The organism is Psychrobacillus psychrodurans (genome assembly GCF_050209195.1).
Lineage (GTDB): Bacteria > Bacillota > Bacilli > Bacillales_A > Planococcaceae > Psychrobacillus > Psychrobacillus psychrodurans.
The window spans coordinates 3007576-3032885 of sequence record NZ_CP189791.1 but is presented as its reverse complement, the minus strand read 5'-3'; the positions used below and the strand labels follow the sequence as shown (position 1 = coordinate 3032885).

31 protein-coding genes are annotated in these 25310 nt (G+C 35.8%); 21 read left to right on the top strand and 10 right to left on the bottom strand.

Features of this window, described 5'->3' with window-relative positions; translation table 11 throughout:
• Positions 1-3: 3 nt before the first annotated feature.
• Complete coding sequence (locus tag ACQCPR_RS14940) at positions 4-207, bottom strand: YheE family protein (RefSeq protein ID WP_090570212.1); 204 nt, start codon at positions 205-207, stop codon at positions 4-6.
• A 72-nt stretch (positions 208-279) separates the two neighbouring features.
• On the opposite strand from ACQCPR_RS14940, the gene ACQCPR_RS14935 reads away from it, so the two are divergent.
• The 6 genes from ACQCPR_RS14935 to ACQCPR_RS14910 all read left to right on the top strand — a co-directional run bounded on the left by ACQCPR_RS14935 (position 280) and on the right by ACQCPR_RS14910 (position 4824).
• The gene (locus tag ACQCPR_RS14935; RefSeq protein WP_090570209.1) at positions 280-669 is read left to right on the top strand and encodes a ferritin-like domain-containing protein; all 390 of its coding nucleotides are present in this window, start codon (positions 280-282) and stop codon (positions 667-669) included.
• A gap of 66 nt (positions 670-735) precedes the next feature.
• Positions 736-1878 (top strand): DUF445 domain-containing protein, encoded by a 1143-nt coding sequence (locus ACQCPR_RS14930; protein WP_427137417.1) that lies wholly within the window; start codon positions 736-738, stop codon positions 1876-1878.
• Between the two features lie 19 nt (positions 1879-1897).
• On the top strand, positions 1898-2242 hold the full coding sequence (locus ACQCPR_RS14925) for a YlbF family regulator (RefSeq protein WP_090570206.1): 345 nt from the start codon (positions 1898-1900) through the stop codon (positions 2240-2242).
• A gap of 382 nt (positions 2243-2624) precedes the next feature.
• Positions 2625-2786 (top strand): hypothetical protein, encoded by a 162-nt coding sequence (locus ACQCPR_RS14920; protein WP_427137416.1) that lies wholly within the window; start codon positions 2625-2627, stop codon positions 2784-2786.
• A gap of 61 nt (positions 2787-2847) precedes the next feature.
• Entirely contained in the window at positions 2848-3627 is a 780-nt protein-coding gene (locus ACQCPR_RS14915; protein ID WP_427137415.1) for an enoyl-CoA hydratase, read from the top strand.
• A 351-nt stretch (positions 3628-3978) separates the two neighbouring features.
• Positions 3979-4824, top strand: coding sequence for an MBL fold metallo-hydrolase (locus ACQCPR_RS14910; RefSeq protein ID WP_427137414.1), 846 nt, complete (start codon positions 3979-3981; stop codon positions 4822-4824).
• 110 nt (positions 4825-4934) lie between these two features.
• Here ACQCPR_RS14910 and ACQCPR_RS14905 read toward each other — a convergent pair whose 3' ends face one another.
• Positions 4935-5120 (bottom strand): YhzD family protein, encoded by a 186-nt coding sequence (locus ACQCPR_RS14905; protein WP_090570186.1) that lies wholly within the window; start codon positions 5118-5120, stop codon positions 4935-4937.
• Between the two features lie 134 nt (positions 5121-5254).
• Here ACQCPR_RS14905 and ACQCPR_RS14900 point away from each other — a divergent pair, with 134 nt between their 5' ends.
• From ACQCPR_RS14900 to yhaM, 6 genes are all read left to right on the top strand, one after another.
• On the top strand, positions 5255-5470 hold the full coding sequence (locus ACQCPR_RS14900; protein ID WP_427137413.1) for a helix-turn-helix transcriptional regulator: 216 nt from the start codon (positions 5255-5257) through the stop codon (positions 5468-5470).
• A complete protein-coding gene (locus tag ACQCPR_RS14895) occupies positions 5463-5774 on the top strand; it encodes a hypothetical protein (RefSeq protein WP_427137412.1) in 312 nt (103 codons plus the stop codon). Before ACQCPR_RS14900 ends, ACQCPR_RS14895 begins: the two co-directional genes overlap by 8 nt.
• Positions 5775-5791: 17 nt before the next feature.
• The gene (locus tag ACQCPR_RS14890) at positions 5792-5986 is read left to right on the top strand and encodes a hypothetical protein (RefSeq protein ID WP_427137411.1); all 195 of its coding nucleotides are present in this window, start codon (positions 5792-5794) and stop codon (positions 5984-5986) included.
• A 96-nt stretch (positions 5987-6082) separates the two neighbouring features.
• A complete protein-coding gene (locus ACQCPR_RS14885; protein ID WP_427137410.1) occupies positions 6083-7294 on the top strand; it encodes a metallophosphoesterase family protein in 1212 nt (403 codons plus the stop codon).
• Complete coding sequence (locus tag ACQCPR_RS14880; RefSeq protein WP_427137409.1) at positions 7291-10005, top strand: AAA family ATPase; 2715 nt, start codon at positions 7291-7293, stop codon at positions 10003-10005. The genes ACQCPR_RS14885 and ACQCPR_RS14880 overlap by 4 nt, the downstream gene beginning before the upstream one ends.
• The gene (yhaM, locus tag ACQCPR_RS14875) at positions 10002-10940 is read left to right on the top strand and encodes a 3'-5' exoribonuclease YhaM (RefSeq protein ID WP_090570168.1); all 939 of its coding nucleotides are present in this window, start codon (positions 10002-10004) and stop codon (positions 10938-10940) included. Before ACQCPR_RS14880 ends, yhaM begins: the two co-directional genes overlap by 4 nt.
• A 116-nt stretch (positions 10941-11056) precedes the next feature.
• On the opposite strand, the gene ACQCPR_RS14870 is transcribed toward yhaM, so the two are convergent.
• The gene (locus ACQCPR_RS14870; protein WP_090570165.1) at positions 11057-11989 is read right to left on the bottom strand and encodes a peptidylprolyl isomerase; all 933 of its coding nucleotides are present in this window, start codon (positions 11987-11989) and stop codon (positions 11057-11059) included.
• Between the two features lie 140 nt (positions 11990-12129).
• Between ACQCPR_RS14870 and ACQCPR_RS14865 the strand changes: the two genes are divergently transcribed.
• The gene (locus ACQCPR_RS14865) at positions 12130-12237 is read left to right on the top strand and encodes a YjcZ family sporulation protein (RefSeq protein ID WP_093496580.1); all 108 of its coding nucleotides are present in this window, start codon (positions 12130-12132) and stop codon (positions 12235-12237) included.
• A gap of 116 nt (positions 12238-12353) precedes the next feature.
• Here ACQCPR_RS14865 and ACQCPR_RS14860 read toward each other — a convergent pair whose 3' ends face one another.
• From ACQCPR_RS14860 to ACQCPR_RS14835, 6 genes are all read right to left on the bottom strand, one after another.
• Complete coding sequence (locus ACQCPR_RS14860; RefSeq protein WP_093496579.1) at positions 12354-12539, bottom strand: hypothetical protein; 186 nt, start codon at positions 12537-12539, stop codon at positions 12354-12356.
• Positions 12540-12609: 70 nt separating this feature from the next.
• Positions 12610-13155, bottom strand: a complete 546-nt coding sequence (locus ACQCPR_RS14855) for a DUF3267 domain-containing protein (RefSeq protein WP_090570157.1) — start codon at positions 13153-13155, stop codon at positions 12610-12612.
• A 114-nt stretch (positions 13156-13269) separates the two neighbouring features.
• Positions 13270-13806: an HTH-type transcriptional regulator Hpr gene (locus tag ACQCPR_RS14850; RefSeq protein WP_090570154.1), complete on the bottom strand. Its 537-nt coding sequence runs from the start codon at positions 13804-13806 to the stop codon at positions 13270-13272.
• A gap of 935 nt (positions 13807-14741) precedes the next feature.
• Positions 14742-15113 (bottom strand): YtxH domain-containing protein, encoded by a 372-nt coding sequence (locus tag ACQCPR_RS14845; protein ID WP_090570151.1) that lies wholly within the window; start codon positions 15111-15113, stop codon positions 14742-14744.
• A 111-nt stretch (positions 15114-15224) separates the two neighbouring features.
• Entirely contained in the window at positions 15225-15749 is a 525-nt protein-coding gene (locus ACQCPR_RS14840; protein WP_427137408.1) for a tryptophan transporter, read from the bottom strand.
• 120 nt (positions 15750-15869) lie between these two features.
• Positions 15870-16295 (bottom strand): HIT family protein, encoded by a 426-nt coding sequence (locus ACQCPR_RS14835; RefSeq protein ID WP_427137407.1) that lies wholly within the window; start codon positions 16293-16295, stop codon positions 15870-15872.
• Between the two features lie 122 nt (positions 16296-16417).
• On the opposite strand from ACQCPR_RS14835, the gene ACQCPR_RS14830 reads away from it, so the two are divergent.
• Together ACQCPR_RS14830 and ACQCPR_RS14825 are read left to right on the top strand one after the other, a co-directional pair.
• A complete protein-coding gene (locus ACQCPR_RS14830) occupies positions 16418-17167 on the top strand; it encodes an ABC transporter ATP-binding protein (RefSeq protein WP_090570141.1) in 750 nt (249 codons plus the stop codon).
• Positions 17151-18347, top strand: coding sequence for an ABC transporter permease (locus tag ACQCPR_RS14825; RefSeq protein ID WP_427137406.1), 1197 nt, complete (start codon positions 17151-17153; stop codon positions 18345-18347). Before ACQCPR_RS14830 ends, ACQCPR_RS14825 begins: the two co-directional genes overlap by 17 nt.
• Before the next feature lie 19 nt (positions 18348-18366).
• On the opposite strand, the gene ACQCPR_RS14820 is transcribed toward ACQCPR_RS14825, so the two are convergent.
• A complete protein-coding gene (locus tag ACQCPR_RS14820) occupies positions 18367-18861 on the bottom strand; it encodes an antibiotic biosynthesis monooxygenase family protein (RefSeq protein WP_427137405.1) in 495 nt (164 codons plus the stop codon).
• A 197-nt stretch (positions 18862-19058) separates the two neighbouring features.
• Here ACQCPR_RS14820 and hemE point away from each other — a divergent pair, with 197 nt between their 5' ends.
• The 6 genes from hemE to ACQCPR_RS14790 all read left to right on the top strand — a co-directional run bounded on the left by hemE (position 19059) and on the right by ACQCPR_RS14790 (position 25294).
• On the top strand, positions 19059-20111 hold the full coding sequence (hemE, locus tag ACQCPR_RS14815; RefSeq protein ID WP_090570133.1) for a uroporphyrinogen decarboxylase: 1053 nt from the start codon (positions 19059-19061) through the stop codon (positions 20109-20111).
• Positions 20112-20128: 17 nt separating this feature from the next.
• On the top strand, positions 20129-21058 hold the full coding sequence (gene hemH, locus ACQCPR_RS14810) for a ferrochelatase (RefSeq protein WP_427137404.1): 930 nt from the start codon (positions 20129-20131) through the stop codon (positions 21056-21058).
• Positions 21059-21829: 771 nt separating this feature from the next.
• Positions 21830-22765, top strand: coding sequence for a YncE family protein (locus ACQCPR_RS14805; RefSeq protein WP_427137403.1), 936 nt, complete (start codon positions 21830-21832; stop codon positions 22763-22765).
• Positions 22765-23439 (top strand): response regulator transcription factor, encoded by a 675-nt coding sequence (locus ACQCPR_RS14800; protein ID WP_427137402.1) that lies wholly within the window; start codon positions 22765-22767, stop codon positions 23437-23439. The genes ACQCPR_RS14805 and ACQCPR_RS14800 overlap by 1 nt, the downstream gene beginning before the upstream one ends.
• Positions 23436-24830, top strand: a complete 1395-nt coding sequence (locus ACQCPR_RS14795; RefSeq protein WP_427137401.1) for a sensor histidine kinase — start codon at positions 23436-23438, stop codon at positions 24828-24830. The genes ACQCPR_RS14800 and ACQCPR_RS14795 overlap by 4 nt, the downstream gene beginning before the upstream one ends.
• Positions 24827-25294: a FixH family protein gene (locus tag ACQCPR_RS14790; protein WP_427137400.1), complete on the top strand. Its 468-nt coding sequence runs from the start codon at positions 24827-24829 to the stop codon at positions 25292-25294. Before ACQCPR_RS14795 ends, ACQCPR_RS14790 begins: the two co-directional genes overlap by 4 nt.
• Positions 25295-25310 lie beyond the last annotated feature (16 nt).

The following is a 25310-nucleotide window of genomic DNA, read 5'->3' as shown; positions in this document are numbered from 1 at the left end:
ACATCAGTCATACACATGAAAAAGCATTAGTTCATGTATCATTTTTTTCACTGTTTCTTCATCTGCTGGTGTTTCACCGAGCCACTTAATCGTTCCATCCGGTTCATATTCTGCGGCGTATCTTTGTTGTTTATAAAAAAAAGATACAGACCAACCTGGAAGTTGTTTGTTTTCATAGAGTGGTTTAAAGCTAAAGTGTTGTAGCAAGGATATCAACCTTTCATGTGAGTGAATTTGTTCGCATACACTAATATAAATGATTAGTGAAGGAGCATCGAATTGTTTAATGAACAGTTAAGGCAAGCCATACTTAATGAATATCAAGATTATCATTTTTATCGTTCTATGTATAAATTGACTGATGATCCGTATTTTCAAGGTTTTATCGAACATATTTATGAGGATGAAAAAAGTCATTACGAAATGTTCCAACAACTCTATTATATGCTGACCGGTACATTTGTACAAAACTTTCCGGAACCTGTTTTATGTACAGATTTGAATGATTGCTTAAAAAATGCGATTAAAGATGAATTAGAAGCAGCGGAGCTTTATAAGGAGATGGTCTTGCAAATACCAATTCAACAAGCCTATGCACCCTTATTTGTTGCGATGCATGACGAGACCGAACATGCAATACGTCTGACTACCTTGCTGCATTTATTGTAAATTCTTTTAGTGTTTGCCTATCCTCTGCTATAATAATCTATAAGCTAGAGGAAAAAGGTGAAATTGATGGATTTTTTATGGACAATCACATTCATGGCAGTAGTCGGAGCAGCTATTGGATCAGTAACTAATCACTTTGCTATTAAGATGTTATTTAGACCACATGAGGCAAAATATATAGGCTCGTGGCGCATCCCATTCACACCTGGTCTGATCCCTAAAAGACGTGATGAGCTTGCAAAACAACTGGGTAATACTGTTATCCAGCATTTATTAACGCCTGATATCTTTAAGAAAAAATATTTTAATGAAGAAATGAAAAATAAAGCAGCTCATTTCTTAACGGAGCAACTGAACGATAAAATCTTCCAATCGGACAAAACGATAAATGATTGGTTGAAACTTGCTGGACTAGAAAGCGTGCCTACTATTGTAAAGGGTAAAATAGAAGAACAGGTGGACGTGCAATTTAGTCAATTAAAAACTAGATTTGAAAAAGAAACAATACGTCAACTTGCACCAATTGATTGGCAACAAAAAGCGGATACTAAAGTTGGGGAAATCGTTTCGTACATTCTACTTAAAGGTGAAGGTTTCTTCGAATCGGATGAAGGTAAGCAAACAGTAAAAAATCTTATTGATGATTTTCTGTCTACAAAAGGGACATTAGGTAATATGATTCAAATGTTCATGGGTGAATCTTCATCACTTGCTGGAAAAGTTCAACCGGAAATATTAAAATTCCTAAGAGCGCCAGGAACGAAAAATATGCTAGAAAAAATAGTAAGAAGTGAATGGGAGAAATTAAAGGATCGCCCACTTAATGAAATGATGGAAGGCTTTGACTTTGAGCCTATTGTTAAAAATGTTAAAGTGTATTTGACAGAGCAGTTGGCAATCGAAGAAAGATTGAATTATGGTTTCATTCATTACTTCCCAGGAGTAACTGGATGGACCGAGTCATATCTTATTCCGAAAGTGACGACATTTGCTTTCCAGGAAGCAGAAACAAAGCTAGAAGAAGTCTTGCGTAAAATGAAATTAGAAGATATGGTAAAAGAGCAGGTAGATACTTTCCCAGTATCTCGCCTAGAAGAAATTGTTCTTGGTATTTCAAAGAGAGAGTTCAAAATGATTACCATTTTAGGTGGTGTTCTTGGTGGACTTATCGGTATTATTCAAGGACTAATTGTATTCTTTACTACTTAAACTAAAGGAGCTTACTAACATGATTAACATTTATGATGACATTAACAAATTAGAAAAAACTCTACGCCAAACAGATGAATTTTCCAATGTACAGACTGCAGTAGAATCTGTAAAAGCGGATGAAGAGGCTCTAGCTTTATTCCAAAGTTTCCGTAAGGTTCAATTGTCATTACAAGAGAAGCAAATGAATGGAGAAGAAATTTCCGGAGAAGAGATTGAGTATGCACAAAAAACAGCTCAGCTCGCGCAAGGAAACGAAAAAATATTCCACATGCTTCAAGCAGAGATGGCTCTAAGTCAACTAATTGAAGAGGTAAATCGTGTTTTGATCAAGCCTGTTCAAGAACTTTATGAAGGCATCTAAGAAATAAACAAACGTAAAGAACTTTTCCTATAACAGGAGAGGTTCTTTTTTTGTTTTTTAATAAAGTATACTCAAAAGTACGTGTACACTAAGTTGTTGATAATTAATGATACCGCTATGATTTTCACTTCAGTCGGACGCTTTCCGCGGGCGTTGCCCCAGCCTCCTCGCTAAGCGGGGTTCTTCGCCTAACGCTAATCCCGCTGGAGTCGCCGACTTCCGCTACAATCAATCAAATAATATGCTGCCTTTGTGATGAACACGATGAATAAGAAAGCAGGATTAGTCATATATACTTTTCATTGCAGTCGACCTACTAATTAGAAAAAGAACTTTAAGTAGCTCTATTCTACACATTTAGGCTTTGAATTAGTAAATTACTATGGTAATTTTATCCGTTCCTCAAGTAAATCGCTATCTAGCAGAAGTAACTGGGGAAGAAGCACAAGTTAACTACAGAGTAAAGCAAGTAAAAACAGTAGAGGAGCAAGTAACCGCCATGTCAACGCAAGTAAATAGTTTTTACTTTTCAGCAGGACTTTAAAAGTTTAATGGCGAATCTAATAGAAGAATGAATGACTATTCACTTACAAAGGGGAATGTATATGTATAATACTTTATTGTTAGAAAAAGAAGGCCGTATTGCGACTTTAACAATGAATCGTCCAGAAGCAATGAATTCGATGAATGGAGTGATGATGAGAGAGTTGGCAGAAAGCCTAGAATCTCTTCAATCAGACACATCTGTTCAAGTACTAGTTATTAAAGGAGAGGGGCGCGCATTTTCTGCAGGTGGAGACATTAAAGCGATGCTAGATAAAGAGAATCCTTTTGATATTGATGAAGCGATGACTTACCTCACTCGAATTGCGAAAACTTTATATATGTTACCACAGATTACTATTGCATCAGTACACGGGGCAGCAGCGGGATTAGGATTTAGTATGGTGTTAGGCTGCGATATTATCATTGCGGAAGAAAACAGCAAGCTTGCTATGAACTTTATCGGAATTGGGCTAGTTCCGGATGGGGGTGGTCATTTCTTTCTAAAAGAAAGAGTGGGTATCCCAAAAGCAAAACAGCTTATGTGGAGCGGACAGCTTTTCACTGGAATAGAAGCACAAAAAATCGGACTTGTGGATGAAGTTGCTTCAGATGGTTTAGGATCTGCAACTGCAGCTTCCTATGCACAAAAGTTAATCCAGTCACCAATTGCTGCCATGATTGCATCAAAAGAAATTTTACACGCAACAAAATTAAAAGAACTGCAATCCGTTCTAGAAAGAGAAGCTGTTGCACAATCAGCAATGCGAAAAACGGAAGATCATCAAGAAGGTATTCGGGCTTTTGTTGAAAAGCGAAAACCAGAGTTTAAAGGTAAATAAGTAAACAAAAGTGAGAAGGTCATTAAATTGATCTTCTTTTTTTGTCAAATTTGAAATTTATCTGAGCTTGTGTCGTCTGAAGGTGTAGTTGTAGGTTATGAAGAAAAAAGGATTGAATTGGAAGTCTGTTATACCCTCTACTCTAATTATTAAAAACTGAGTTTGAAAATGTTTTTAAAATATTCTTAATATATAATTTACTATGTTATACTTTTCTTAGTAATACAAGGAGGTTTACGTCCAATGGTAAAAAAATAAGATGAGGAAATCTTAAATTATTTTATTAATTTTAGAATAAGCATGTAGATTTTCTCTTTCATAGAATTATATCTAGAATAGAGGAGAAAGAACATGTTAAATAAATTCAGTGATACTATTTATTATTTACCTAATAAAGATGATAATGAAAGACCAACATTAGGGCTTTTATGTGGTGACCAATATAGCTTAATAATAGATTCGGGTAATTCTACCCAGCATGCTAAAGACTTTTTACGAGAAATCGAAAAACTAAATGTACCACCAATTAAATATATGGTCATTACCCATGCACATTGGGATCATATCTTAGGCATGAATGAATTTGATGCAATTGTTATAACTAATAGCCTAACAAGCGAGAAGATAAAAGAATGGAATAGTTATACTTATGACGATATTTCACTTCAAAACAATGTAAATAATAACCAAATTAGTGCTATGTGTATGAAAATCATTCAAACTGACATGCCGAACAGAGACAACTGTATGTTAAAATCTCCTGAGATAGTCTTTGAAAATACACTAACTATTGATTTGGGTAATAAAGTTTGTATACTTGAAAAAATCAACAGTACTCATACAGATGACTCCACCATTATTTATATTCCTGATGAAAAGTTTATCTTTTTAGGTGATTGTGCATATGGTACAACTACAAAATCTTTATTTCATTACAAGCAATCTATATTATTAAGTATGATTAAAGACATTCAAAAATATGATGCTGAAATGTTCCTCCTTGGTCACGAATCTATTTGCGATTTAAAGGAAATGAACATCTATTGGGAAGAGTTATCAGCATCTAGTGAAGCTGTTAAATCGCCTTCTCTAGAAAATGCTTTAGAATTCTTTAGGGTAGAAAACAATAGGGAGCCAAATGAGAATGAATTGTTTTTCATAAAAGCATTTGTGAATGATCATGTGATTCAAAAATAATAATTCTATAGAACTTATAGAACCATAAAATGTAAACAAAAGCCACCTCATTTAAATCCAATGAGGTGGCTTTTTTTAGATGTTTGAAAATATGAATATGATGATCATTTTTATACATGAAATAATACTAGTTTTCCAGAGCTATTTACAAGGCGATGTGTTTTATTGGAAAATCCTTTTTCTTCAATAATTGCTTCCCCTTTTTGTTTTGCTTCATCATCATTTTCGTATTCCCAAGTTTCTTCTATAATTAGTTCACCTGTTGGTTCAAACGCAGTAAATTTGTATGGTTTCATGACCAAAACACCCCTTTATTATTCTACTATATATTATACACAAAAGATTATGAAAATAAAATGTAAAGTAAGCTTGACAATACAAAATGGAGTAAAGTATACTTTACGTAAAGTTAACTTTACAGAGAAGGAGGATGAAATTGAAAAACTACGTTCGAGATAAACGGATGTCATTTGGAATGACACAGGATGAACTCTCAGAGAAACTTGAAGTGTCTAGACAAACAATCATATCTTTAGAAAAAGGAAAATATAATCCTTCTATTAATTTGGCATTTAAGCTATCAAAACTTTTCAAATGTACGATCGAGGATATATTTATTTATGAGGAGGATGAAAAGGATGTATGAAGAATTTGATTTGTTTACATTTTTGATTGGTTTGCCACTAGGAATTATTATTACGGGTATTGTTTTTATGATCAATCGGAAAATTGGAAAGAAAAAGAGATGGTTTGATGAACGATACAATAGAATTCATGGAAGAGCGCGGTCCTATTCATGGGTAGCGACGACTATTGCAATCCTAGTTGTGTGGATGATTGTTATAGTAAAGGAAGGTCCTGGATTGACCTTTTTCCTCCTAACAGGCCTATGGGTAGTTCATATGGTTTCCTATTCAATTGGAGCAATTATTGCTAATCAAGAAAACTAAATAAGGGGGAATATAAAATGCAAAATACGAAAGTTGCACTAATTGTTTCATTATGCGCTTTAATTGTAATTCCAGGATTATTTTTGATTGTTTCGTTGATTACAGGCCAATGGAAGTTTTTCCTATTTAGTGTTCCTCCTGCTCTGTTTGCCGGATTAACTGGACTAAACTTAACTATACGGCAAATAAAAATAGAACGTAAAAGTGTATAATGATAAAGTAGGGGACTGTATACATTTAGTTGTATACAGTCTTTTCTTTATGATAAAATAAGAACAAATATTCTATTTTTGAATGGAGGGTACTTGATGGCAAGAATACGATTTCTACATGTGGCAGATTTACATTTGGATAGCCCTTTTAAAGGTATTTCCTCTATCGCTAAAAACAGATGGAAAGATATACGAGAAAGTACTTTCCAAGCATTTCAAAACATCATTAAATATGCGATTGAAAGTAAGCCAGATTTTGTTTTAATAGTCGGTGATATTTATGATGGAGAAAACCGTAGTCTTCGTGCGCAGCATTTATTTCAAAAAGGAATGGAAGCATTGGAAGCAGATAATATTCCAGTGTTTATCTGCTATGGAAACCATGATCACTTAAGTGGTAATTGGGCTCGTTTTCAATTGCCGTCAAATGTATATGTGTTCGATGAGAAAGTTGAAACCAGAACTCTACAGTTAACTGATGGATTAGTACATATCACAGGGTTTAGCTATAAAGAGCGTCATATTCAGGAACCTATGCATAGCTTCTATCCTGTTGCAAAACCAGGTGAGATTCATATAGGGATGCTCCATGGTAGTGTAGAAGGTAATAATGAGCATGATGTATATGCGCCGTTTAGAAAAAATGATTTGCTAGAGAAAGGCTATCATTATTGGGCGCTAGGTCATATCCATAAGCGCCAACTTATCCATTCAGAACCACCAATTGTTTATCCTGGAAATACCCAAAGCAGGCATCGAAATGAAAAAGGAGTGAAAGGATTTTACGATGTGTCATTGCTAAACAATCAGGCAGATCTTCAATTTATTCCTTCATCTGCTTTCATTTATGAAGAGCTTTCTATTGATTGTAGCGACATGATCCACGCTAATGAATTGATCGAATTTATTCAAAATGAGTTGATAAGGTATAGTCAAATACATGGCTCTGCGATTATAGAGCTTACTTTAAATGGGATAACAGAGGATACGATTGAACTACTACAGTCAACTAATATTGCCGACTGGCTATCATTGATACAAGAGAGCCTAGAACTTGCTAACATCTTTTTAATAGTAAAGGATTTACACATAACTTCTCCAATTGAGCAGAGCACGGAATCTGCAATGCTACTATCTGCTCTAAGTAATTGGGATACATCTGAATGGAAGCTCGCTTTAAAAGAACTTTATCAGCATACAAAAGGAAGCCGTTATCTACAGCCAATCGATCATAACTTTATCGAGGAAGTTCTAAAAGAAGCCGATTTATTAGTTTCCAGGGCTATTACAAGGGGGAATAACAATTGAAACTTGTAAAACTTCATATATATGGCTTTGGAAAACATGAGAATGTAGAAGTTGATCTGAACAATGGCATAAACGTGTTTTTTGGTGAAAATGAAGCTGGAAAGACTACCATCCAACAATTCATCTTGCATATATTTTTTGGATTTCCACAAAGGAATGCACAGTTACTTCGATATGAGCCGAAAAGTAACGCGTCCTATGGAGGTAAAATTCAAATCATAGATGATCACGGACAACCTGTAACTATTGAGAGAGTAAAGGGCAAAGCGAGTGGAGACGTTACTGTATATTATTCAGATGGTAGTCGGGGAGGAGAAAAGGAACTAGGTAATATTCTGCACTCGTATTCCCGCGCAGATTTTGAAGCTATATTCTCTTTTTCCTTACTCCAGCTACAAGGCTTCGAGAAGATGACAGAAGAAGAGTTAACGAGAACGTTGTTATCATCTGGAACGACAGGAATCGATACATTAACAATCGTCGAGAATCAGTTTTTAAAAGATATGGGCGAGCTATTTAAACCATCAGGTAGAAAGCCTCATATCAATCAAAAAATTGAAGAGCTTCGTGAATTAGAAACAACCTACAAGCATCAGTTAGAGGAAGTAGAAAAATATGAACCTTCTATTAAACGTCTTAACGAACTTGAAACAATTATTGAGGAACTAAATCAACAAGAGTTAGAGATTTCTAAGCAGTTACAAAGATATTTGGAATGGAAACAACTGAAACCATTGAAAGAAAAAGAAACCAAATTAAATCACGAGCTAGAATTAGTAAAGCATCAGCTTTTTCCCTCTGGCGGCATCCGTAGATTTGAGTTAATAAAAGATAAATTGACTCAAAATCATGTAGATATGGAGCAGTTGAAAAAAGAGGTGGATTCTTTAACAATCCAGGAAGCTAACTTAACCACTCAGCAATTAGAGGATTTACTGTCCTTTCTAAATCGAGAAGCAGAATGGCATCAGCTTCGTTCCAAAAGAATACAAATAGAAGAAGAACAAAGTAAAATATTACAAAACCAAATGCAACAGCTAGCTTTGGTAGGAGTTGACTGGGAAAAAAGCTTATCACATATAGTACAAGCAGATGTTTCAATCCAACAAGAGGACAAGCTAGTTACGATTCTTCAAACAGAAAAAAACTTGGAACTCGAGCTACAGCAGGAAATACGATTATTACAAATGAAGGAACAGGATCTTCTACAACAACAGCAAAGAGCAACAGAGTCAAAAAGAGTAAATAAAACCTCTTCGAACAAAACAGCTTATAGAATAATGTTATGCATTATTGCTGCCATTTTCTTAATCGGAATAGTTATAGGGGTTACACAATCGAACTGGATGGTTGCTCTCACTGCAATTATTATTAGTGGAATTGTATATGTAGGCTTCAGCTTGATGATGAATTCGTTAAAACAACCAAATGATGTACAAACGTATGCCGAGTTATTGAAAAAGGAGCAGGAGTCTTTACAGCAAGCCATTTCTACGTTAAAGCAAAAGGTTAAAGAAATAGAACGCAAGAAGCTGGATGTAACACAAAAAGTATCCGTTTTTTTAACTAGTTATCATATTAATGAACAATTATCACCAAGTCTATTGCCTGAACTTTTTAAGCGGCTACGGATGATTCAGGAGCAACAAATGCAACTAGACCAAATGGAAACAAAGCTCTATGAAGTACGTTTACAATTACAGGACCTGTACGAACAAGCACAGATAAAAGTCCATACTAAACTAGTTGAAGATATGCTATTTCACCAATTAAGAGAGTCCTATTTAGAAGAAAAGAAAAAATCAGAAGACCAGGAGTATAAAGAGAAAAAGATAACAGAACTCCAAAAGAGGCAGCAGGAGTTATCATTCCAACAGCAATCATTTACCGAACAAATCCACACTTTGTATAATGAGGCTAATGTAGAAACCGAAAGCGATTATTATATGGCCTATTCTATTTATGAACAAAAAGTAGAGCTAGAAAAGGAATTACATCATATTCACTTGCAGTTAGCTGGAAAACAAGTAAATCTAGATGAATTTGAAGATGTATTTGAGGACGAGTGTAAGGGGAGATTACTTCATCTTCAGCAAAAAAGAAATGTCTACAATGATGAAAAAGCTAATTTATCCTATCAAACGAAGAAATTATTAGAAGATGAAGAGCAGAGTGAACAATTACAATTAATAGAACAGAAAAAAGCAGAACTACATGAACTTGTGAAAAAATGGGCTGCTCAAAAAGTAGTCGTTGAATCGATTAAACAAATGATGAGCCAGTTAAAAGAAGAGCGACTCCCAGAAGTATTAGAAAATGCACAGTATTATTTTCAACTGCTTACAAACAAATCGTATGAACAATTGATCCTATCACCAGAAGAAAGCTTTGAAGCCGTTAAAACTTCTGGACAGCGATTTAAAATTGCAGAGCTAAGCCAAGCGACAAAAGAGCAAGCGTATATATCCTTACGTGTTGCACTAGCAGTCTCTTTACAAAGTAAAGCACCCTTTCCAATAATAATGGATGATCCATTTGTACATTTCGATCGTGTCAGACTTCAACAAGTGGTACAATTAATGGCAGAGTTACAAAAAGAACATCAACTATTGTATTTTACATGTCATGACAATATGCAGTTTGTATGGGAAGATGCATTAGTCATACAAGTAGCGACATTATTACCCAGAAAGGTAGGGATTGTGAAATGAAAGGCATTACACAATTACGAGTAGGCGATCCAGTAGATCATTACTTACTTATCAAGCAATCAACAAAAGGTGTAACAACCGTTGGGAAACCGTTTATGTCACTAATATTACAAGATAAGAGCGGAGATATTGAAGCAAAACTTTGGGATACGAACGACGAGCATGAAAAACTTTATGGTGCTAGTCAAATTGTTCGGGTTGGCGGGGAAATACAGGATTACCGTGGAAAGTTCCAATTGCGTGTAAAAAGTATTCGACCGGTAAAATCAGAAGAGCCCATTGCGATAAATGATTTAGTACCATCCTCTGAAAAACCAAAAGAAGAATTGATGGAGGAGCTTTTACAATACTTCTTTGAGATGAAAAATCCATTGATTCAACGTATTACAAGACATCTTATGAAAAAACATCAGACAGAGTTTATGACATTTCCAGCAGCGACAAAAAACCATCATGATTATGCTTCTGGACTAATCGATCATGTAGTTTCTATGTTAAAGCTAGGTAAAGCATTGTGTGATCTATATCCAACGTTAAACAAAGACCTTCTATACGCTGGAATCATCTTACACGATATTGGTAAGGTCATAGAGCTTTCCGGCCCTGTAGCAACGACGTACACAATTGAAGGGAATTTACTTGGACATATTACGATTATGGTCAACGAAATTTCTAAAGCAGCAGAAGAGTTAGAAATAGAAGGAGAAGAAGTAATGTTGTTACAACATATGGTTCTCTCTCACCACGGTAAAGAAGAGTGGGGTAGTCCAAAACGTCCTGCACTTCGGGAAGCTGAAATGCTGCATTATATAGATAATATTGATGCAAAGATGAATATGCTCAATCGTGCATTAGATAAAACAAACCCAGGTGAATTCTCTGAGCGTTTATTTCCACTTGAAAACCGTTCCTTTTATAAGCCTACATTTGAATAAGAGTAAAAAGCGTAAAGGTATAACTGCCTTTGCGCTTTTCCTTTTTGTAAGAAACTCAGTAAATAAAAAAAGTCGGTCATGACCGAAGTCACGACCAACTATTATGCTTGTCTTAATTATTTTTCATCTTCAGTTGCATCTGTTTTAGCTTCCGCATCTTCTGCAGGTGCTTCTGTGTCAGCTGCTGCTAAAAATTCATCTAATGCTGTTTTTAAATCTTTGTCTTTAATATCGATTTTAGCATCTTTCATCATTTTAGCTACTTTTGGCAACAGTGTAGTTTGGTCTGCTTTTTCTAGCTTTAATTCTTTTTCAATTTGTGCTTTTTTATCTTCATATGATTCTTCGATTGTACGTTTATCAGTTACTTCAATGATATGGTAACCAAAGCTGGATTTAATAGGTTCACTGATGACGTTTTTCTCTAAAGCAAATGCTCCCTTTAAGAAATCCTCATCCATTTGAGATGCTTTTGTAATCCAACCAAGTTCTCCACCCGTCGTTTGAGCTGGCTCTTCAATGGAGTATTCTTTTGCAACTTCTGCAAAGTCTTTACCAGAGTCAATTTCAGCTTTAACTTTTTTAGCTGTTTCTTCGTCTTTCACTACAACGTGACGAACGTTAATTTCATCTTTGGTATTTTCATATTTAGCTTTAATTTCGTCTTCTGTTACTTTAACGTCTTCTATTAAAGCTTTTTCTTGCAATAGGTTTAGTTCTAAGTATTTTTTGTATGAGTCTTCTGTATAGCCCTGTTGAGCGATCATCGCTTCAAAGTTTTCACCTAACTGTTTTTTATCAGCTTCTAATTGAGTGTTTACTTCATCTTTAGTAACTTCGTACTTATCTGCAAGTACTTTTTCAATCATTAGCAATTGGAACGCTTGATCACCGATAGATGATTTCATTTCCTCATACAAGTCATTCTGTGTAATATCTCCAACTTTTGATGTTGCAATTACTTCACTTTTGTCCGCTGAATCCTCGCTACAAGCTCCTAAAGCAAGAACAGATGCTGCAAGTGTTAATGTTAATACAGTTTTTTTCATGAAATTTTCTCTCCTAACTTCTTTGTGTTGCCAGTTGTTACTATAACATAAACGATATAAAAACAAAAATAGTTCCCGTTCATTTGCCTACCGATTATTAAAATTACCGCATAGGATACATGGAAAAGGAGGTGTTTTAAATGAGCGGACAATATAACGGTGGCGGATATAGCGGTGGATCTGGTTTTGCTTTGATCGTTGTTTTATTCATTTTATTGATCATTGTAGGCGCAGCGTTTATCTACTAATTTGACAAGTGAAACTAAGATCGCCTAAAAATCGATCTTGGTTTCACTTAATTGGTAGTGTGAAAAAAAGAAATGACCCTAAATCATGCATATGATTTGGGTCCACTTTTTTTCTCTTAAACTGTATAAACTAGCTCAACATAAAAGGAAACAAGAAGAATCGTGATCAAAATATTGATCGTGCGAAAAATCTTCGGATGTTTCTCTTCCGGAATTTCTTTTGACATTACTAAAGCATATGTCATTCGGTTAATTTGTAGCAAATAAAATGCTGAGAATAGAACTAACGTGAATATAATCATGTCTAGACTCCCTTCATATACTAACTAAGCATAACAAACAATGAGGGGGATATACAAGTGTTACATATTGTTAATAGTTTGGTTCCGCTATTAAAATTTCGTACCCTGCATCTGTTTCTTCGATTAAAGCGCGCTTTGGTGATTTACTTAAATTTTTCGCATAAATTAGATCAATTAAGCAAATTCCACAATGATAAGCAAATAAAATAGTAAAATAGTGTGCAAAAATGGGAATTGTTAAAGCTCCGATAATAAGTAATACATTAACAAATATAAATGGAGCCATTAAAATAAAAAGAAATCTACTCTTACAAATTGGTTCTATAATCCGTAAATGTAAAGTAGGGATATATCTAAATTGTTTAATAACGATGAATTTTATTTTATCACGATGACGAAACATTGGGATAAAGTGAAATAACTTATGAATTGGATAGAGTCCTAAAAATGCTATTACAAATATCCAAAAGTAATCATCTGATTTATGAGAGTTATTAATAATTCCTAATAAGGCATATGCAAATGAAAAAACTATTATAACTACTAAAGAGGATAGTATAAACAATCTCTCCAAACCATATTGTTTTCTCACATTAATTGTTTTCCAGCAGTGCAAGGTATGCAACTCCTATATATATAAATTTGATTTAGATACATAAGATAATCCTTTTTATACTAAAAAGCAACCTCTTTATTTGTAAATATTTATTAAACGCTTTCAAACCATAGATTATTCGCTTTTGGAACTGAATGTATCCTCGATATTTTTTAAAGATCTTTCGAAGATATCCATGAAATCATCCCCGTAAATATTGCGAATAACTGCAGTTACATCCATGAAATCAGGAAATTTCCCATATAGTTCTTTTATAGGAAGGGATCCTTCCAACACAGCATGCTGTGTAACATGATAATTTTCGTACATCTCTTCTAAAAGTATTTTTCCTTTTTTTGTAACGTCTACATACGTATTACGTTTATCTGTATCTCTTTTAGAGAAAGAAAGTAGACCGCGTTCTTCCAATTTTTTTGAAAAGTTAAAAGCAGTCGAGACATGCATTACTCCAAACTTTGCAATATCTGAAATAGTTGCACCTTGTAGGTGATATGATATCCATAAAATATGATGCTCATTAATATTTAAGTCATAAGGTTTTATCCATGTTTGCCAATCTTTTTCTACTGCTTTCCAAAGTGCTTTAGATAGTTGAGCTATTCGCTGACTATACAGCATTGCTTCTTTCATCGTATAAAATTGATCTGCCATGTAAACCCTGCTTTCTGTATTTAATTCTTTCAAACATTATAGCAAGAAAGTATGTTAGTGAATACCAGTTTAAATAATATTATTATATTTATAATAAAAAGTACTACTAGTCACATTGTATTGGAGAATAGAATCTTTACAATGATACTGCTGAATTTCGTTTCAGGCGGACGCTTTCCGCGGGGGGAGTGATAAGCCATCACCGTCGCTTTGCGTCGTTTGTGATGTCTTATCTGTCTCACTCATTCCGCTGGAGTCGCAGCCTTCCACTCCAATCAATTAAGTGAGTAGTACTCAATAATAAGATTTAGCATAGCTTATCGCTTAGATGATAAGAGTAGTCGAAGTTCATAAAGTGATAAAATCGACTGTTGAATTAGGGGTCTTATTCTAAAATGAAGGATGAATAAGGTGATTTCCTTTTATACTAGTGGAAATACAGCGAAATAGTAAGTGTTCACAAAATAAAGAAGAGAAATAGCGAACGAAATTGCATCTTCGAGAGCTTTCTCTAGGAATAAGAAGGTATCTTTTCTCTAGTTATCCAAAAACGTACGAACCTATTTCTAAAAGTTGAAGGTGGGTGACGGACAGAAAAAGTGAAAGTTCAATCAGTGGGGGGGGGTTAACCCCACTGATTGAAAATTGAACTCAGGCAAATAACGCTGCATCGTGCGGTAATGCCTGAGTGACCAACATCCTGTTGGCCCGAACCATTCGGGCTTTTACGGGCAGTTTTCTACTGCCAGTTTAATGCGGGGCAAACGCCATAAGATTACCGAAAAAAAGGGATGCTGGTTGGTTGTGACGTCCGTCACAACCAACCAGCATCCCTAAAAATTCACTCGTTAATCATATTAACAATAAGTCTGTCCAAAGCCCACCGAAAACGATAGAAACAGGTTTAGACCTTTAGACCGCTTGCGAATTTCGTATTAAACAGTTGCTTCTTGTTTCTTTGGTAACTTTTTTTCTAGTTCTGCCATTGCTTCTTGAATAGATGAAATTTCTGCTTGAAGCTGCGTTTGTAAAGGTGCAGTTTCATTTTTCCATTGAGCAATACTAGATTTAAGGTCTTCAATTGTACTTGGAATTACTTCTTTTGAAGAATTCGTAAGGTTGTTTATCGAATTTTTCACACTTGCTAGTTGAAGCTTTATGTCTGAGAGCTTGTCCCGAAAATCGTTGGAGGAAGCCTTAAAGGAAGATCGAACTTCCATACCTGATTTTGGAGTGGTCATAAGTACAGTAGAAGCCCCAACTAGTAGACCAGTTGCAAGACCGTAAAATAATGGTGCTAGTTTCATAAAATTCACTCCTTTGCTTATATGTATTATTCCTTGCCTTGTAATAATTAAAACATATTATTTTAGACAAAAAAAGCTTTCCTTCGAAAAGGAAAGCAGATAGTTTTTTATTTAAGCAGTAAGCGCTGTGTCAAAATTAGTCCGTTTAATCAAACTTCCAATAACCGGATAGATGATAAAGAATGCTATCGCATTGATAGCAATAGCCGGAAGTACTACAATAACGAATAATTCTTGGAAAATAGCACCTGCACCAAAAACAAAAATGGCAGTTGATAGGAAAACCGTACCAGATATGAGTGTTCCAATTCCTGTAAGGATTACTCCGACTGCTACCTTATTGGCTAATTTGTTTAATATCAATACAAGTCCTAGAAAAACAAATGCAGTTACAGCTTTATCTATGATATTTGGAACGAAACCTCCTGGAAAAGTAGAAAACAGTCCTGAAATAACTCCTGTTGTAATACCAAGCAAGAAAGTACTTTTTACATTAGGGAATAATAGTATCCCTATAAACATCATCGTAAGCATAAAATCTGGTTTCATCCCACCATTAATTCCTGGGATAATAATGTAAAGAACTGCTCCAACACCTACTAAAAGGGCCATTAAAACTAAATTCTTCGTATTCATTTTCTCATCTCTCCTCAGCTATTCTAAGCTCTGTTTTTTGTTTTCTTCTAACGTATCCTCATGATCGTTAGCAAGAAACTTATTTATGATTGTACGTTCTCTGGATCATAAAAGCAAGAACTACTTCTTCAATTTTTCATATAATTCTGCTGCTAAATTTTGAATGATCTCAGGGGTAAATGTTTTCTCTTTCGTAATCCAAGTTGGACGGAAGCCATCGGTTTGATCGTAGCGTGGGATAAAGTGTAAATGGAAATGGAATACGCTTTGCCCTGCAGGGGCACCGTTGTTGTTTAATAGGTTCATGCCTACTGGACCGAAGCTTTCTTTAAGTACGCTCGCAACTTTTGGGACAACCTTGAATAAGTTGCTGGCTTCTTCTTCGGATAAATCATAGATATTTTCTTTGTGATTTTTAGGAATAATTAGCGTGTGCCCCTTTGTTAGCGGCATTATATCCATAAAAGCATAAACATGGTCGTCTTCATAGATTTTTGCACTTGGGATAGAACCATCGACTATTTTACAAAAAATACATTCACTCATCATATACCCTCCAAATTCATCGTTATGAAAAGTTTAACATATAATAGGACAGGCTGTTGGATCATAGAAGATTTTTTGAAATTATTTTGGTAAACTTATAAATAAGAAGTGAGGTGCTAGAAATGACTGTATTAGAGGTCAAAGATGTAACAGGGGGCTATACTAGAAAGCCTGTTTTACATGATTTAAACTTTTCGATTGAAAAGGGAGAACTAGTAGGATTAATCGGATTGAATGGTGCAGGTAAAAGTACGACCATCAAACATATTATCGGGACAATGAACGCGTTGAAGGGTGAGATACTTCTAAATGGTAAAACGTTAAAAGAGGATCCAGCACAATACCGTACATCCTTTTCGTACATTCCCGAAACACCAGTCCTATATGATGAGTTGACCTTAAAGGAACATCTGGAACTAACAGCTATGGCATACAATTTAGATGAATCTGTTTTTGAAGCGAGAAAAGAGGCTCTTTTAAAAGAATTTCGTATGGAAAAAAGGTTGAATTGGTTTCCAGCTCACTTTTCTAAAGGAATGAGACAAAAGGTGATGATAATGTGTGCATTCCTTGTGAATCCAGCGTTATTCATTATCGATGAACCATTTGTAGGGCTCGATCCATTAGGTATCCAATCATTACTGGATCAAATGAAGTCAAGAAAAGATGAGGGAGCATCCGTATTAATGTCCACTCATATATTGACTACTGCGGAAAAATACTGCGATCGTATTCTTCTATTGCATAACGGGAAAATTCGTGCACAAGGGACAATGGATGATCTACGGGCGGCATTTCAAATGCCTGATGCGACACTGGATGATCTTTATATCGAAATGACGAAGGAACAGCAAAATGAACAATTTGCGTGAAGTATGGAGTAAACGTTTTTTATTTTATATAAATGAACTGCAAAAATACTTAAAGTATATTATTTCAGGGCATATTGCAATTGTTATTGTATTCGTAATAGGTGCTGCAGGGTATACGTATAGTGAATGGTTAAATACAGCTCCAAAGGATTTTCCCGCCTTTTTAGTTGTTTCCTTCATAGTCAGTATTTTAATAGCGTTAAGTACGCCAGTTACGTTGATGAAAAAAGCGGATAGTGTTTACTTTCTTCCATTAGAAACTAAACTAGGCGAATATTTGAAACATGCTCTAACTTGGACTTTCTTTTCTTCTATTGTTGTTCCGTTAGCAGCGTTAGTTGTTTCGATACCATTATTAACAAGAGTAGCGGGTTCCACATCAGGGGAAATTTTGTACTTCTTCGGTGCAATACTTATATGGAAGTATTGGAGTATACAAACTGAGTTCCAATATCGATGGGCATCCAATGGAAAAAATGTTTGGGTAGATTATTTCATGCGAATGATTTTACTCTTTGCAGGTTTGTATTTCTTGCTAAACGGTAGTTATCTATTTTTACTTGCAGTTGTTATTATTCAAGTGCTGTATTTAATAGCTTGGAAAAGGAAAAAAGCAGAAGTGCCATTTCCTTTTGATCATTTCATTGAAGTGGAGCAGGCACGTATGATGCGTTTTTATCGTTTCGCAAATTATTTTACGGATGTTCCGCATATCCAAGGTATGACGAAACGAAGAAAATGGCTTGATATTCTATACAAACTTGCACCTTATGAACAAAAAAATACACAATTTTATTTGGTTTTGCGTACGTTTATCCGTACGAATGATTATTTTTATCTGTGGATTCGTCTTACAGCGCTAGCTATTGTTGGAGCAATTTTCATACCTTTTCCAATAGTTGCGATTATTTTTACTAGTGCACTTTCATTTGCTACAGTAATACAGCTACGTCAGTCTTTATCATCAGGGTACGAGTTCCGTATGGATCTGTTGTTCCCTATCAATGAAGGAGCTCGGAAAAAAGCAATTAACCGCTTAATCCGAATTATCCAATTGATTCAGGCTATCCTTGTACTGGTCGTAATCTTAGTACAAGCTGGGGTTATAATGGATTTAATTCTTATTCCGATCATGATGATAATTGTTTCTGAATTGACTTTACGAGTTAGTAAGTTATAGCAAGAAAAAAGAGGGAGCTTTAAATAGCTTCCTCTTCTTGTGTGGATTGATAAGTGGAGATATACGGTGCGCTTGTGAATAGATTTTGCTTATCCGCAACCATACTAAAGTCTAGGTTGACTGATTTTTCCCATACTTCGTAGCTGCTTGGTCCAGACCATTCCGACAAAATAATATATGTATCGGATTTGATAGGTTTAAGAACTCTAAGAGCGATAAACCCAGGGTCATCTTGAGCGGTTGTACTTAAATTTGTATATTTATATTCAAATATGGATTTCCCTTCGTCTGAAAGGGGTATATTGTGAAGGACGAAGTAACCTTTATGAGAGAACTGACCAGCAGACTCTAGAATTTCGTATTTTCTTGGCACTTGAAAAATGGTCTTGCTAGATGTTTCATGGATAAGGATGGAGTTACCAGTCCCATGTAATAAGAAGAGCTCTTCTTTCTGGTATTTCTTTTTTATGGATTGCATAAACTCCGGTGTACCGGATGTCATATATAAATTCATTTGGATACCTCCCCTTTTCTTTTTACTATATCATTCCCATAATAGCTCTTTAAGAAACATATTACCTACCTAACTACACTGAAACAGGACAATTTTATGACAAATACACTATATGGCTATACTTTAGAAATAAGAACGTCTATAGTTGAAACGTATAGAAAATAGTACGTTTATATAATGAGAGGCAGGTTCCTTTAATGACTAAATTTAACGATACACTCCTTCGTGCAGCACGAGGAGAGCAAGTAGATCACACGCCAGTTTGGTTTATGAGGCAAGCTGGAAGATCACAACCTGAATATAGAAAAATAAAAGAAAAATACTCTTTAGAACAAATTACGCATGAACCTGAATTATGTGCTTATGTTACACGTTTACCAGTAGAAAATTATAACGTTGATGCAGCAATTCTGTATAAAGATATAGTAACACCGCTTGTTGGAATAGGCGTTGATGTAAAGATTAAAAATGGAGTTGGGCCTGTAATTTCAAATCCGATTCGTACAGTTCAAGATGTAGCAAATCTAGGTGATTTATCACCCGAAGATGATGTGCCATTTGTTTTGGATACGATAAAATTATTGACGACAGAGCAGCTGAATGTTCCATTAATCGGATTTGCAGGGGCACCATTCACTCTTGCTAGCTATATGATTGAGGGGGGACCTTCTAAAAGCTATAACAAAACGAAAGCATTCATGGTTTCTGAACCACAGGCTTGGTTTGCACTAATGGACAAGCTTGCTGATATGATTATCGTATACATCAAAGCGCAGGTTAAAGCTGGTGCGAAGGCTATTCAAATTTTTGATTCGTGGGTTGGAGCGTTAAATGTAGCGGATTACCGTATTTTCATTAAACCAGTAATGACACGTATTTTCACGGAGCTTCGTGAAACAGGCGTTCCGCTTATTACATTCGGTGTTGGAGCTAGCCACTTAGCAATGGAATGGCATGATCTTCCTGTTGATGTGGTTGGGATTGACTGGCGTTTATCAATAGAAGAAGCTCGTGCAAAAGGATTGACGAAGCCGTTGATGGGGAACTTAGATCCATCCTATCTTATTGGTGATTGGGCAGAGATTGAGAAGCGTGCGAAAATTATCGTTGAGCAGGGTGTGGCACAGCCGGGGCATATCTTTAACCTTGGTCATGGTGTGTTCCCAGAGGTTGATCCCGATACACTAAAACGTTTAACTTCATTTGTACATGACTATAGTAAAGAACTAATAGCAGCAAAATCAAACTAAATTTTTATGAGGTGAATATGATGAAAAAAACAATGGGATTATTAGTTATGGCTTACGGAACCCCATATTCAGAAGCGGATATTGAACGATACTATACACATATCAGACATGGTCGTAAACCAAGTGATGAGCAGCTAGCCGATTTAACTGGTCGTTACGAAGCAATAGGTGGGATTTCACCGCTTGCTAAAATTACTGAAAGCCAAGCAAGAGGATTATGCGACCGTTTAAATGAATTACAAGATGAAATTGAATTCAAGTTATATATAGGTTTAAAGCATATAGAACCTTTCTTAGAAGATGCAGTCGCAGAAATGCATAAAGATGGTATTACAGAAGCGGTATCTATGGTATTAGCACCACACTTCTCTACTTTCTCTATTAAATCATATAATGGTCGTATTAAAGAAGAAGCAGAAAAGCTTGGTAACCTAAAAATAACTTCTATTGAAAGCTGGTATGATGAACCGAAATTCATCCAATACTGGGGTGATAAAGTAAGTGCAGCATTCGCAGAAATGACAGAGGAGCAACGCGAAAAAGCATGCTTAATCGTATCTGCTCACTCACTTCCAGAAAAGATTAAAGAACTTGGTGATCCATATCCAGACCAATTGCAAGAAACAGCAGACTTAATTGCCAGGGCAGCAGGTGTGAAAAACTATGCAGTGGGCTGGCAAAGTGCTGGACAAACTCCTGAACCTTGGATTGGTCCAGACGTACAAGATTTAACTCGTGAATTACACGAAGAAAAAGGATATACTACATTTGTTTATACTCCAGTAGGATTCGTAGCAGAGCATTTAGAAGTTCTTTATGACAACGATTATGAATGTAAAGTAGTATGTGATGATATCGGAGCGACATATGTACGTCCTGAAATGCCAAATGCACAGGCCCAATTCATCGACGCTATGGCTGATGTTGTTTTGAAACACTTAAAATAATATATAATAAAATCAATTTTATATTGAAGTAATTAGTAGTAAAATCCGAGCACAGTTGATTTCCGCTTCAGGCGGACGCGTTCCGTGGGTACGGCTTCAATCTCCTCGTTACTGCGTTCCTGCGGGGCTTTCAGCTCGTACTGCTCCCACTGGAGTCGCCGCCTTGCGCTTCAATCAACGAGATCCACCTTAAATAAACGGGTAATATTAAAAAAATTTGTACTTTATGATGAAATAAGTAATCATTAAATAAATTGACTCAATACTAGTTAGGTTAAATGTCTTAAACATCTTTCGGTGTTTAGGACATTTTTTTAATAATCTTGTGGTGAATGCTGTCAGTCATACCCCTGGAACTGTAAGAAAAAGATTAAGAAGCTTTTCTGATAACTAGCGAAAAAACTCTTTCATATTCGTAAAGAAAGTTTAGGAAGGACAATTTTGGGATCTCTAGCGCTACTCTATAGAATAGATGTTATCTAATTTTATGTCTGCTACTCTGTTACTAATTCTAACTATAGAGTACTACTCTTTCATTGATTGAAGAGAAAGTTGGCGACTCCAGCGGGAAATGCGTTAGGTGAAGACCCGCAGCGAAGCGAGGAGGCTGAGGCAACGTCCGCGGAAAGCGTCCACCTGAAAACGGAAATCAGCACGCACTTACGTTTGTCTAGTGGAGCTATACTCGCTTGGTGAAACTCAAAAAATTGAAATCTATTTCAAACTTTTTTCACATGTTCTAGTTATAATGGAAGAAATGGGGGTGGATAGGTGAAGAAGTTATATATACTTTTGTTACTTTGCATTATTGGAGGTTGTTCAGAGGGAAGCTTTCCAGCCATCCCCTCAGATACTGATTTTGTTGCTAGCTTGAATACTCTAGGTGGAAGCATTAATTTTATATCCAAAGACGCTGAAATACTGGAGACTTGGGAGCTAGAGGAGGCTTATACTGGTTTTACATTAGTGACAGATGATTTACTTCTAGTTTATGGATATGGCGTTGAGAAAGCAGCGCTAATTGAATTGTCTACAGGTAAACAGATTGCTTCGATTGCTGTAGGTGAAGGTACTACCTACGCGTATGTATATGAAGAAAAAATTTATATAGCAAATGGCCAGAGTAATACAGTTTCTCTCTACAATACCAAAGGAAAAAAACTGCAGACTAGTTCCACTGGTAATTATCCAATGGCGATGATTTCTGATGGAAGTAATATTTTTGTTGTTAACTTTAAAGATGAGTTCCTATCTGTACTGACTATGGATTTGGAGCAAGTGGATGAATGGATGATTCCGACATCTTCTCATGGCCTTTTTTTACAGGACAATGAGCTTTGGCTAGGTGGTCATGGTGCAGGAAGTAGTCCCAATCGCACCATTAAGAGGATTAACATAAAAACCGGTGAGCTTATTGGTGAAATTGAAACTCCATTAATGCCTATCAATATGGCAAGAGCACCAAATAGGCACATTTTCAGTGTAAGTCATGGAAGTAGCATGGTATATGAAATATCAGAAACCGGTGAAGTTCTAAACTCCATGAAAGTTGGAGCAAACCCGTTTTGGATAAGTTCATTTGGAGATAATATGGTGCTTGCTGGCTATGATGATCATCAATTATATTTTATCCAATCTAATGAAATTATAAAGGAAATACAGGTCGGGAAAGGCCCATTCCAATTAATAGTAAGGGAGGTTAAATGATGCCGACAATATTAGTCGTAGATGATGAACGGGAAATGCGTAAGCTAGTTGAACTTCATCTACATCAAGCTGGTCATCATGTACTCCATGCAGATAATGGCGAAGTCGCAATAGAAATAGTGCAAACCTCTCAAGTGGATCTAATACTCCTAGATGTGATGATGCCGGGCATGAGTGGCTTTGAAGTTTGTAAGGAGATACGTATATTTTCCTCCGTACCGATTATCTTTCTAACAGCATTAGATGCTAAAACAGACTTAGTCAAAGGGTTGAAGCTTGGAGGGGATGATTATGTCATTAAACCTTTCACTGCTATCGAATTAATGGCTCGTATAAATGCTATATTTCGTAGGGCAGGTATTTATACTAAAACTGATCAATATAAAGCAGGTATTATTGAACATGATCTAATAGGTAGACAAATTTTAGTTAATCATGCAAAAATTCAATTAACATTAAAGGAATACGAACTCCTCTATATTTTTATGAAGCATGAAGGAAAAGTTTTTTCTAGGGAGCAGCTATTAGAACGAATTTGGGGACTAGATTATGAAGGTGGAACTCGTACTGTTGATACACATATTAAGACACTGCGGCTAAAGCTAGGAGAACAAGCAGCTAAATATATTGAGACTGTGTGGGGTATTGGATATCGCTTTGAGGTTTTGGAATGAAAAAGTTATCCGTAAAAATTTGGATGCTACTTCTTTTATTCATAGCAATCACGATAGTGTTCTTAGTAATATTCACTAATTTTCTATATGAGGAGCTTTATGTAGAGGATAAGGAAACTTCGATGGTAGAGATTGCAGAAAACTTGCAAAACACGTATAAGGGTGGAGCGGTTACAAATGAGTTCATCAAACAGACAGAAGACTTCAATCGTTTTTCTGACGTAGAGGTTTTTACAGTTCGGAATCCTCGGGAACTTAGCGCTTGCTTGCCATTTGATGTAGACTACGAGACCTTAATTGGACATGAGGAACGTGCCCAGCTGATTGAAGGCGAGGCGGTTATTAAGCGAGGCTATGAGAAGAGGTTTAATAGAGAAGTTGTATCCGTTATTTATCCATTAGTTGATGAAAATAGGCTAGAAGGAATTATTTATGTATATGTACCATTAACGAAAATGACGGAAATGGCTTCGAAGGATGTAATTTTTTTATTGTTAACAGTATCTTTTCTTCTACTTATTATGGCATGGGCCAGTTTGAAGACATTGCAAAAAGTGCTTGTTCCGTTAGATAAGCTTAAATTAGCAGCCAATGAAATGACAGCAGGAAAATACGAGACGCGAGTTGACATAAAATCCTCTGATGAAATTGGAGAACTCGCCAAAACCTTTAACCAAATGGCAACGTCTATTCAAGAAGAGGACGAGAAAAAAAGAGATTTCTTATCTATTGTCTCTCATGAGCTACGGACTCCAATTAGTTATATAAAAGGGTATGGGGAAGCATTTGAACAGGAGCTCGTTCCAGAGGAAAAGAATAAAGAGATTTACACACTTATTGTGCAAGAGGCAAATCGAATGCAGAAACTGACAAATGATTTACTTACTTTAGCACGTTCTGAACAGCATCAAGAAATGGACATAACACCATTAGTATTATCGGAGGTTGTACGCGAGGTATTGCAACTCGTAAAAACATTGGCTGACAAGAAGCAAATCTCTTTTACTGTTACAATAGATGAGGAAACAATTCTAAGAGCAGATGAGCAAATGACTAAACAAATATTGATCAATATTTTAGAAAATGCTATTCATTATTCTCCTGTTTCATCCACCATCGAGATAGGAAATGAAATGACAATGAGCGATACAACAATTTTTATAAAAGATCAAGGCTGTGGAATTGCACCAGAGCATTTGGCGCATATTACCGAAAGATTTTATCGTGTGAATAAGGCCAGAAGTCGTATAGATGGGGGAACTGGACTTGGCTTATCCATTGCCTCTCAACTTATCGAAATGCAAAAAGGAAAGCTAGTATTCACAAGTCAAGTAGAAAAAGGAACAACTGTTTATATAACATTACCAACTTGGGGGGATTCATTTTTATGAAGAAAACAGCATTAGCAGTTCTTGTATTTGCAACTATGACACTAGTAGGTTGTGGAGATAAAGAAGCAACTGAAGGGGCATCATCAAATCATAATGAAGGTACATTAGAAGAAGTAGTAGTAGACATTCAAACGGCTAAAACATTATCTGTAGAAGAAGTTGTATTATCTGCAAAAGTAAGCCAATCGGATGAAGCAGTAGATGATGCTACTGTTGAATTTGAGGTATGGGAATCAGGCTTACGTGAGGAAGGTCATATGGTAGAGGGAAATTTAACCGAGGATGGCGTGTATGAAGCGAATTTTTCATTTGATCATGATGGAGTCTATTATATGTTTGCACATACAAATGCAAGGGGACTTCATGTTATGCCGAAGCAGGAACTGATTGTTGGAGAACCGGATATGAGTAAAGTGATTCCGGATGAAAGTGATGATTCAATGAGTCATATGAATCATGAATAAAAGCTTGCCAAAGAAA

Coding starts and splice junctions, on each gene's coding strand:
- ACQCPR_RS14930 (WP_427137417.1), top strand. CDS start 736: ATGGATTTTTTATGGACAATCACATTCATGGCAGTAGTCGGAGCAGCT.
- ACQCPR_RS14925 (WP_090570206.1), top strand. CDS start 1,898: ATGATTAACATTTATGATGACATTAACAAATTAGAAAAAACTCTACGC.
- ACQCPR_RS14920 (WP_427137416.1), top strand. CDS start 2,625: ATGGTAATTTTATCCGTTCCTCAAGTAAATCGCTATCTAGCAGAAGTA.
- ACQCPR_RS14915 (WP_427137415.1), top strand. CDS start 2,848: ATGTATAATACTTTATTGTTAGAAAAAGAAGGCCGTATTGCGACTTTA.
- ACQCPR_RS14910 (WP_427137414.1), top strand. CDS start 3,979: ATGTTAAATAAATTCAGTGATACTATTTATTATTTACCTAATAAAGAT.
- ACQCPR_RS14905 (WP_090570186.1), bottom strand. CDS start 5,120: ATGAAACCATACAAATTTACTGCGTTTGAACCAACAGGTGAACTAATT.
- ACQCPR_RS14900 (WP_427137413.1), top strand. CDS start 5,255: ATGAAATTGAAAAACTACGTTCGAGATAAACGGATGTCATTTGGAATG.
- ACQCPR_RS14895 (WP_427137412.1), top strand. CDS start 5,463: ATGTATGAAGAATTTGATTTGTTTACATTTTTGATTGGTTTGCCACTA.
- ACQCPR_RS14890 (WP_427137411.1), top strand. CDS start 5,792: ATGCAAAATACGAAAGTTGCACTAATTGTTTCATTATGCGCTTTAATT.
- ACQCPR_RS14885 (WP_427137410.1), top strand. CDS start 6,083: ATGGCAAGAATACGATTTCTACATGTGGCAGATTTACATTTGGATAGC.
- yhaM (WP_090570168.1), top strand. CDS start 10,002: ATGAAAGGCATTACACAATTACGAGTAGGCGATCCAGTAGATCATTAC.
- ACQCPR_RS14870 (WP_090570165.1), bottom strand. CDS start 11,989: ATGAAAAAAACTGTATTAACATTAACACTTGCAGCATCTGTTCTTGCT.
- ACQCPR_RS14865 (WP_093496580.1), top strand. CDS start 12,130: ATGAGCGGACAATATAACGGTGGCGGATATAGCGGTGGATCTGGTTTT.
- ACQCPR_RS14860 (WP_093496579.1), bottom strand. CDS start 12,539: ATGATTATATTCACGTTAGTTCTATTCTCAGCATTTTATTTGCTACAA.
- ACQCPR_RS14850 (WP_090570154.1), bottom strand. CDS start 13,806: ATGGCAGATCAATTTTATACGATGAAAGAAGCAATGCTGTATAGTCAG.
- ACQCPR_RS14845 (WP_090570151.1), bottom strand. CDS start 15,113: ATGAAACTAGCACCATTATTTTACGGTCTTGCAACTGGTCTACTAGTT.
- ACQCPR_RS14840 (WP_427137408.1), bottom strand. CDS start 15,749: ATGAATACGAAGAATTTAGTTTTAATGGCCCTTTTAGTAGGTGTTGGA.
- ACQCPR_RS14835 (WP_427137407.1), bottom strand. CDS start 16,295: ATGAGTGAATGTATTTTTTGTAAAATAGTCGATGGTTCTATCCCAAGT.
- ACQCPR_RS14830 (WP_090570141.1), top strand. CDS start 16,418: ATGACTGTATTAGAGGTCAAAGATGTAACAGGGGGCTATACTAGAAAG.
- ACQCPR_RS14825 (WP_427137406.1), top strand. CDS start 17,151: ATGAACAATTTGCGTGAAGTATGGAGTAAACGTTTTTTATTTTATATA.
- ACQCPR_RS14820 (WP_427137405.1), bottom strand. CDS start 18,861: ATGAATTTATATATGACATCCGGTACACCGGAGTTTATGCAATCCATA.
- hemE (WP_090570133.1), top strand. CDS start 19,059: ATGACTAAATTTAACGATACACTCCTTCGTGCAGCACGAGGAGAGCAA.
- hemH (WP_427137404.1), top strand. CDS start 20,129: ATGATGAAAAAAACAATGGGATTATTAGTTATGGCTTACGGAACCCCA.
- ACQCPR_RS14800 (WP_427137402.1), top strand. CDS start 22,765: ATGCCGACAATATTAGTCGTAGATGATGAACGGGAAATGCGTAAGCTA.
- ACQCPR_RS14795 (WP_427137401.1), top strand. CDS start 23,436: ATGAAAAAGTTATCCGTAAAAATTTGGATGCTACTTCTTTTATTCATA.
- ACQCPR_RS14790 (WP_427137400.1), top strand. CDS start 24,827: ATGAAGAAAACAGCATTAGCAGTTCTTGTATTTGCAACTATGACACTA.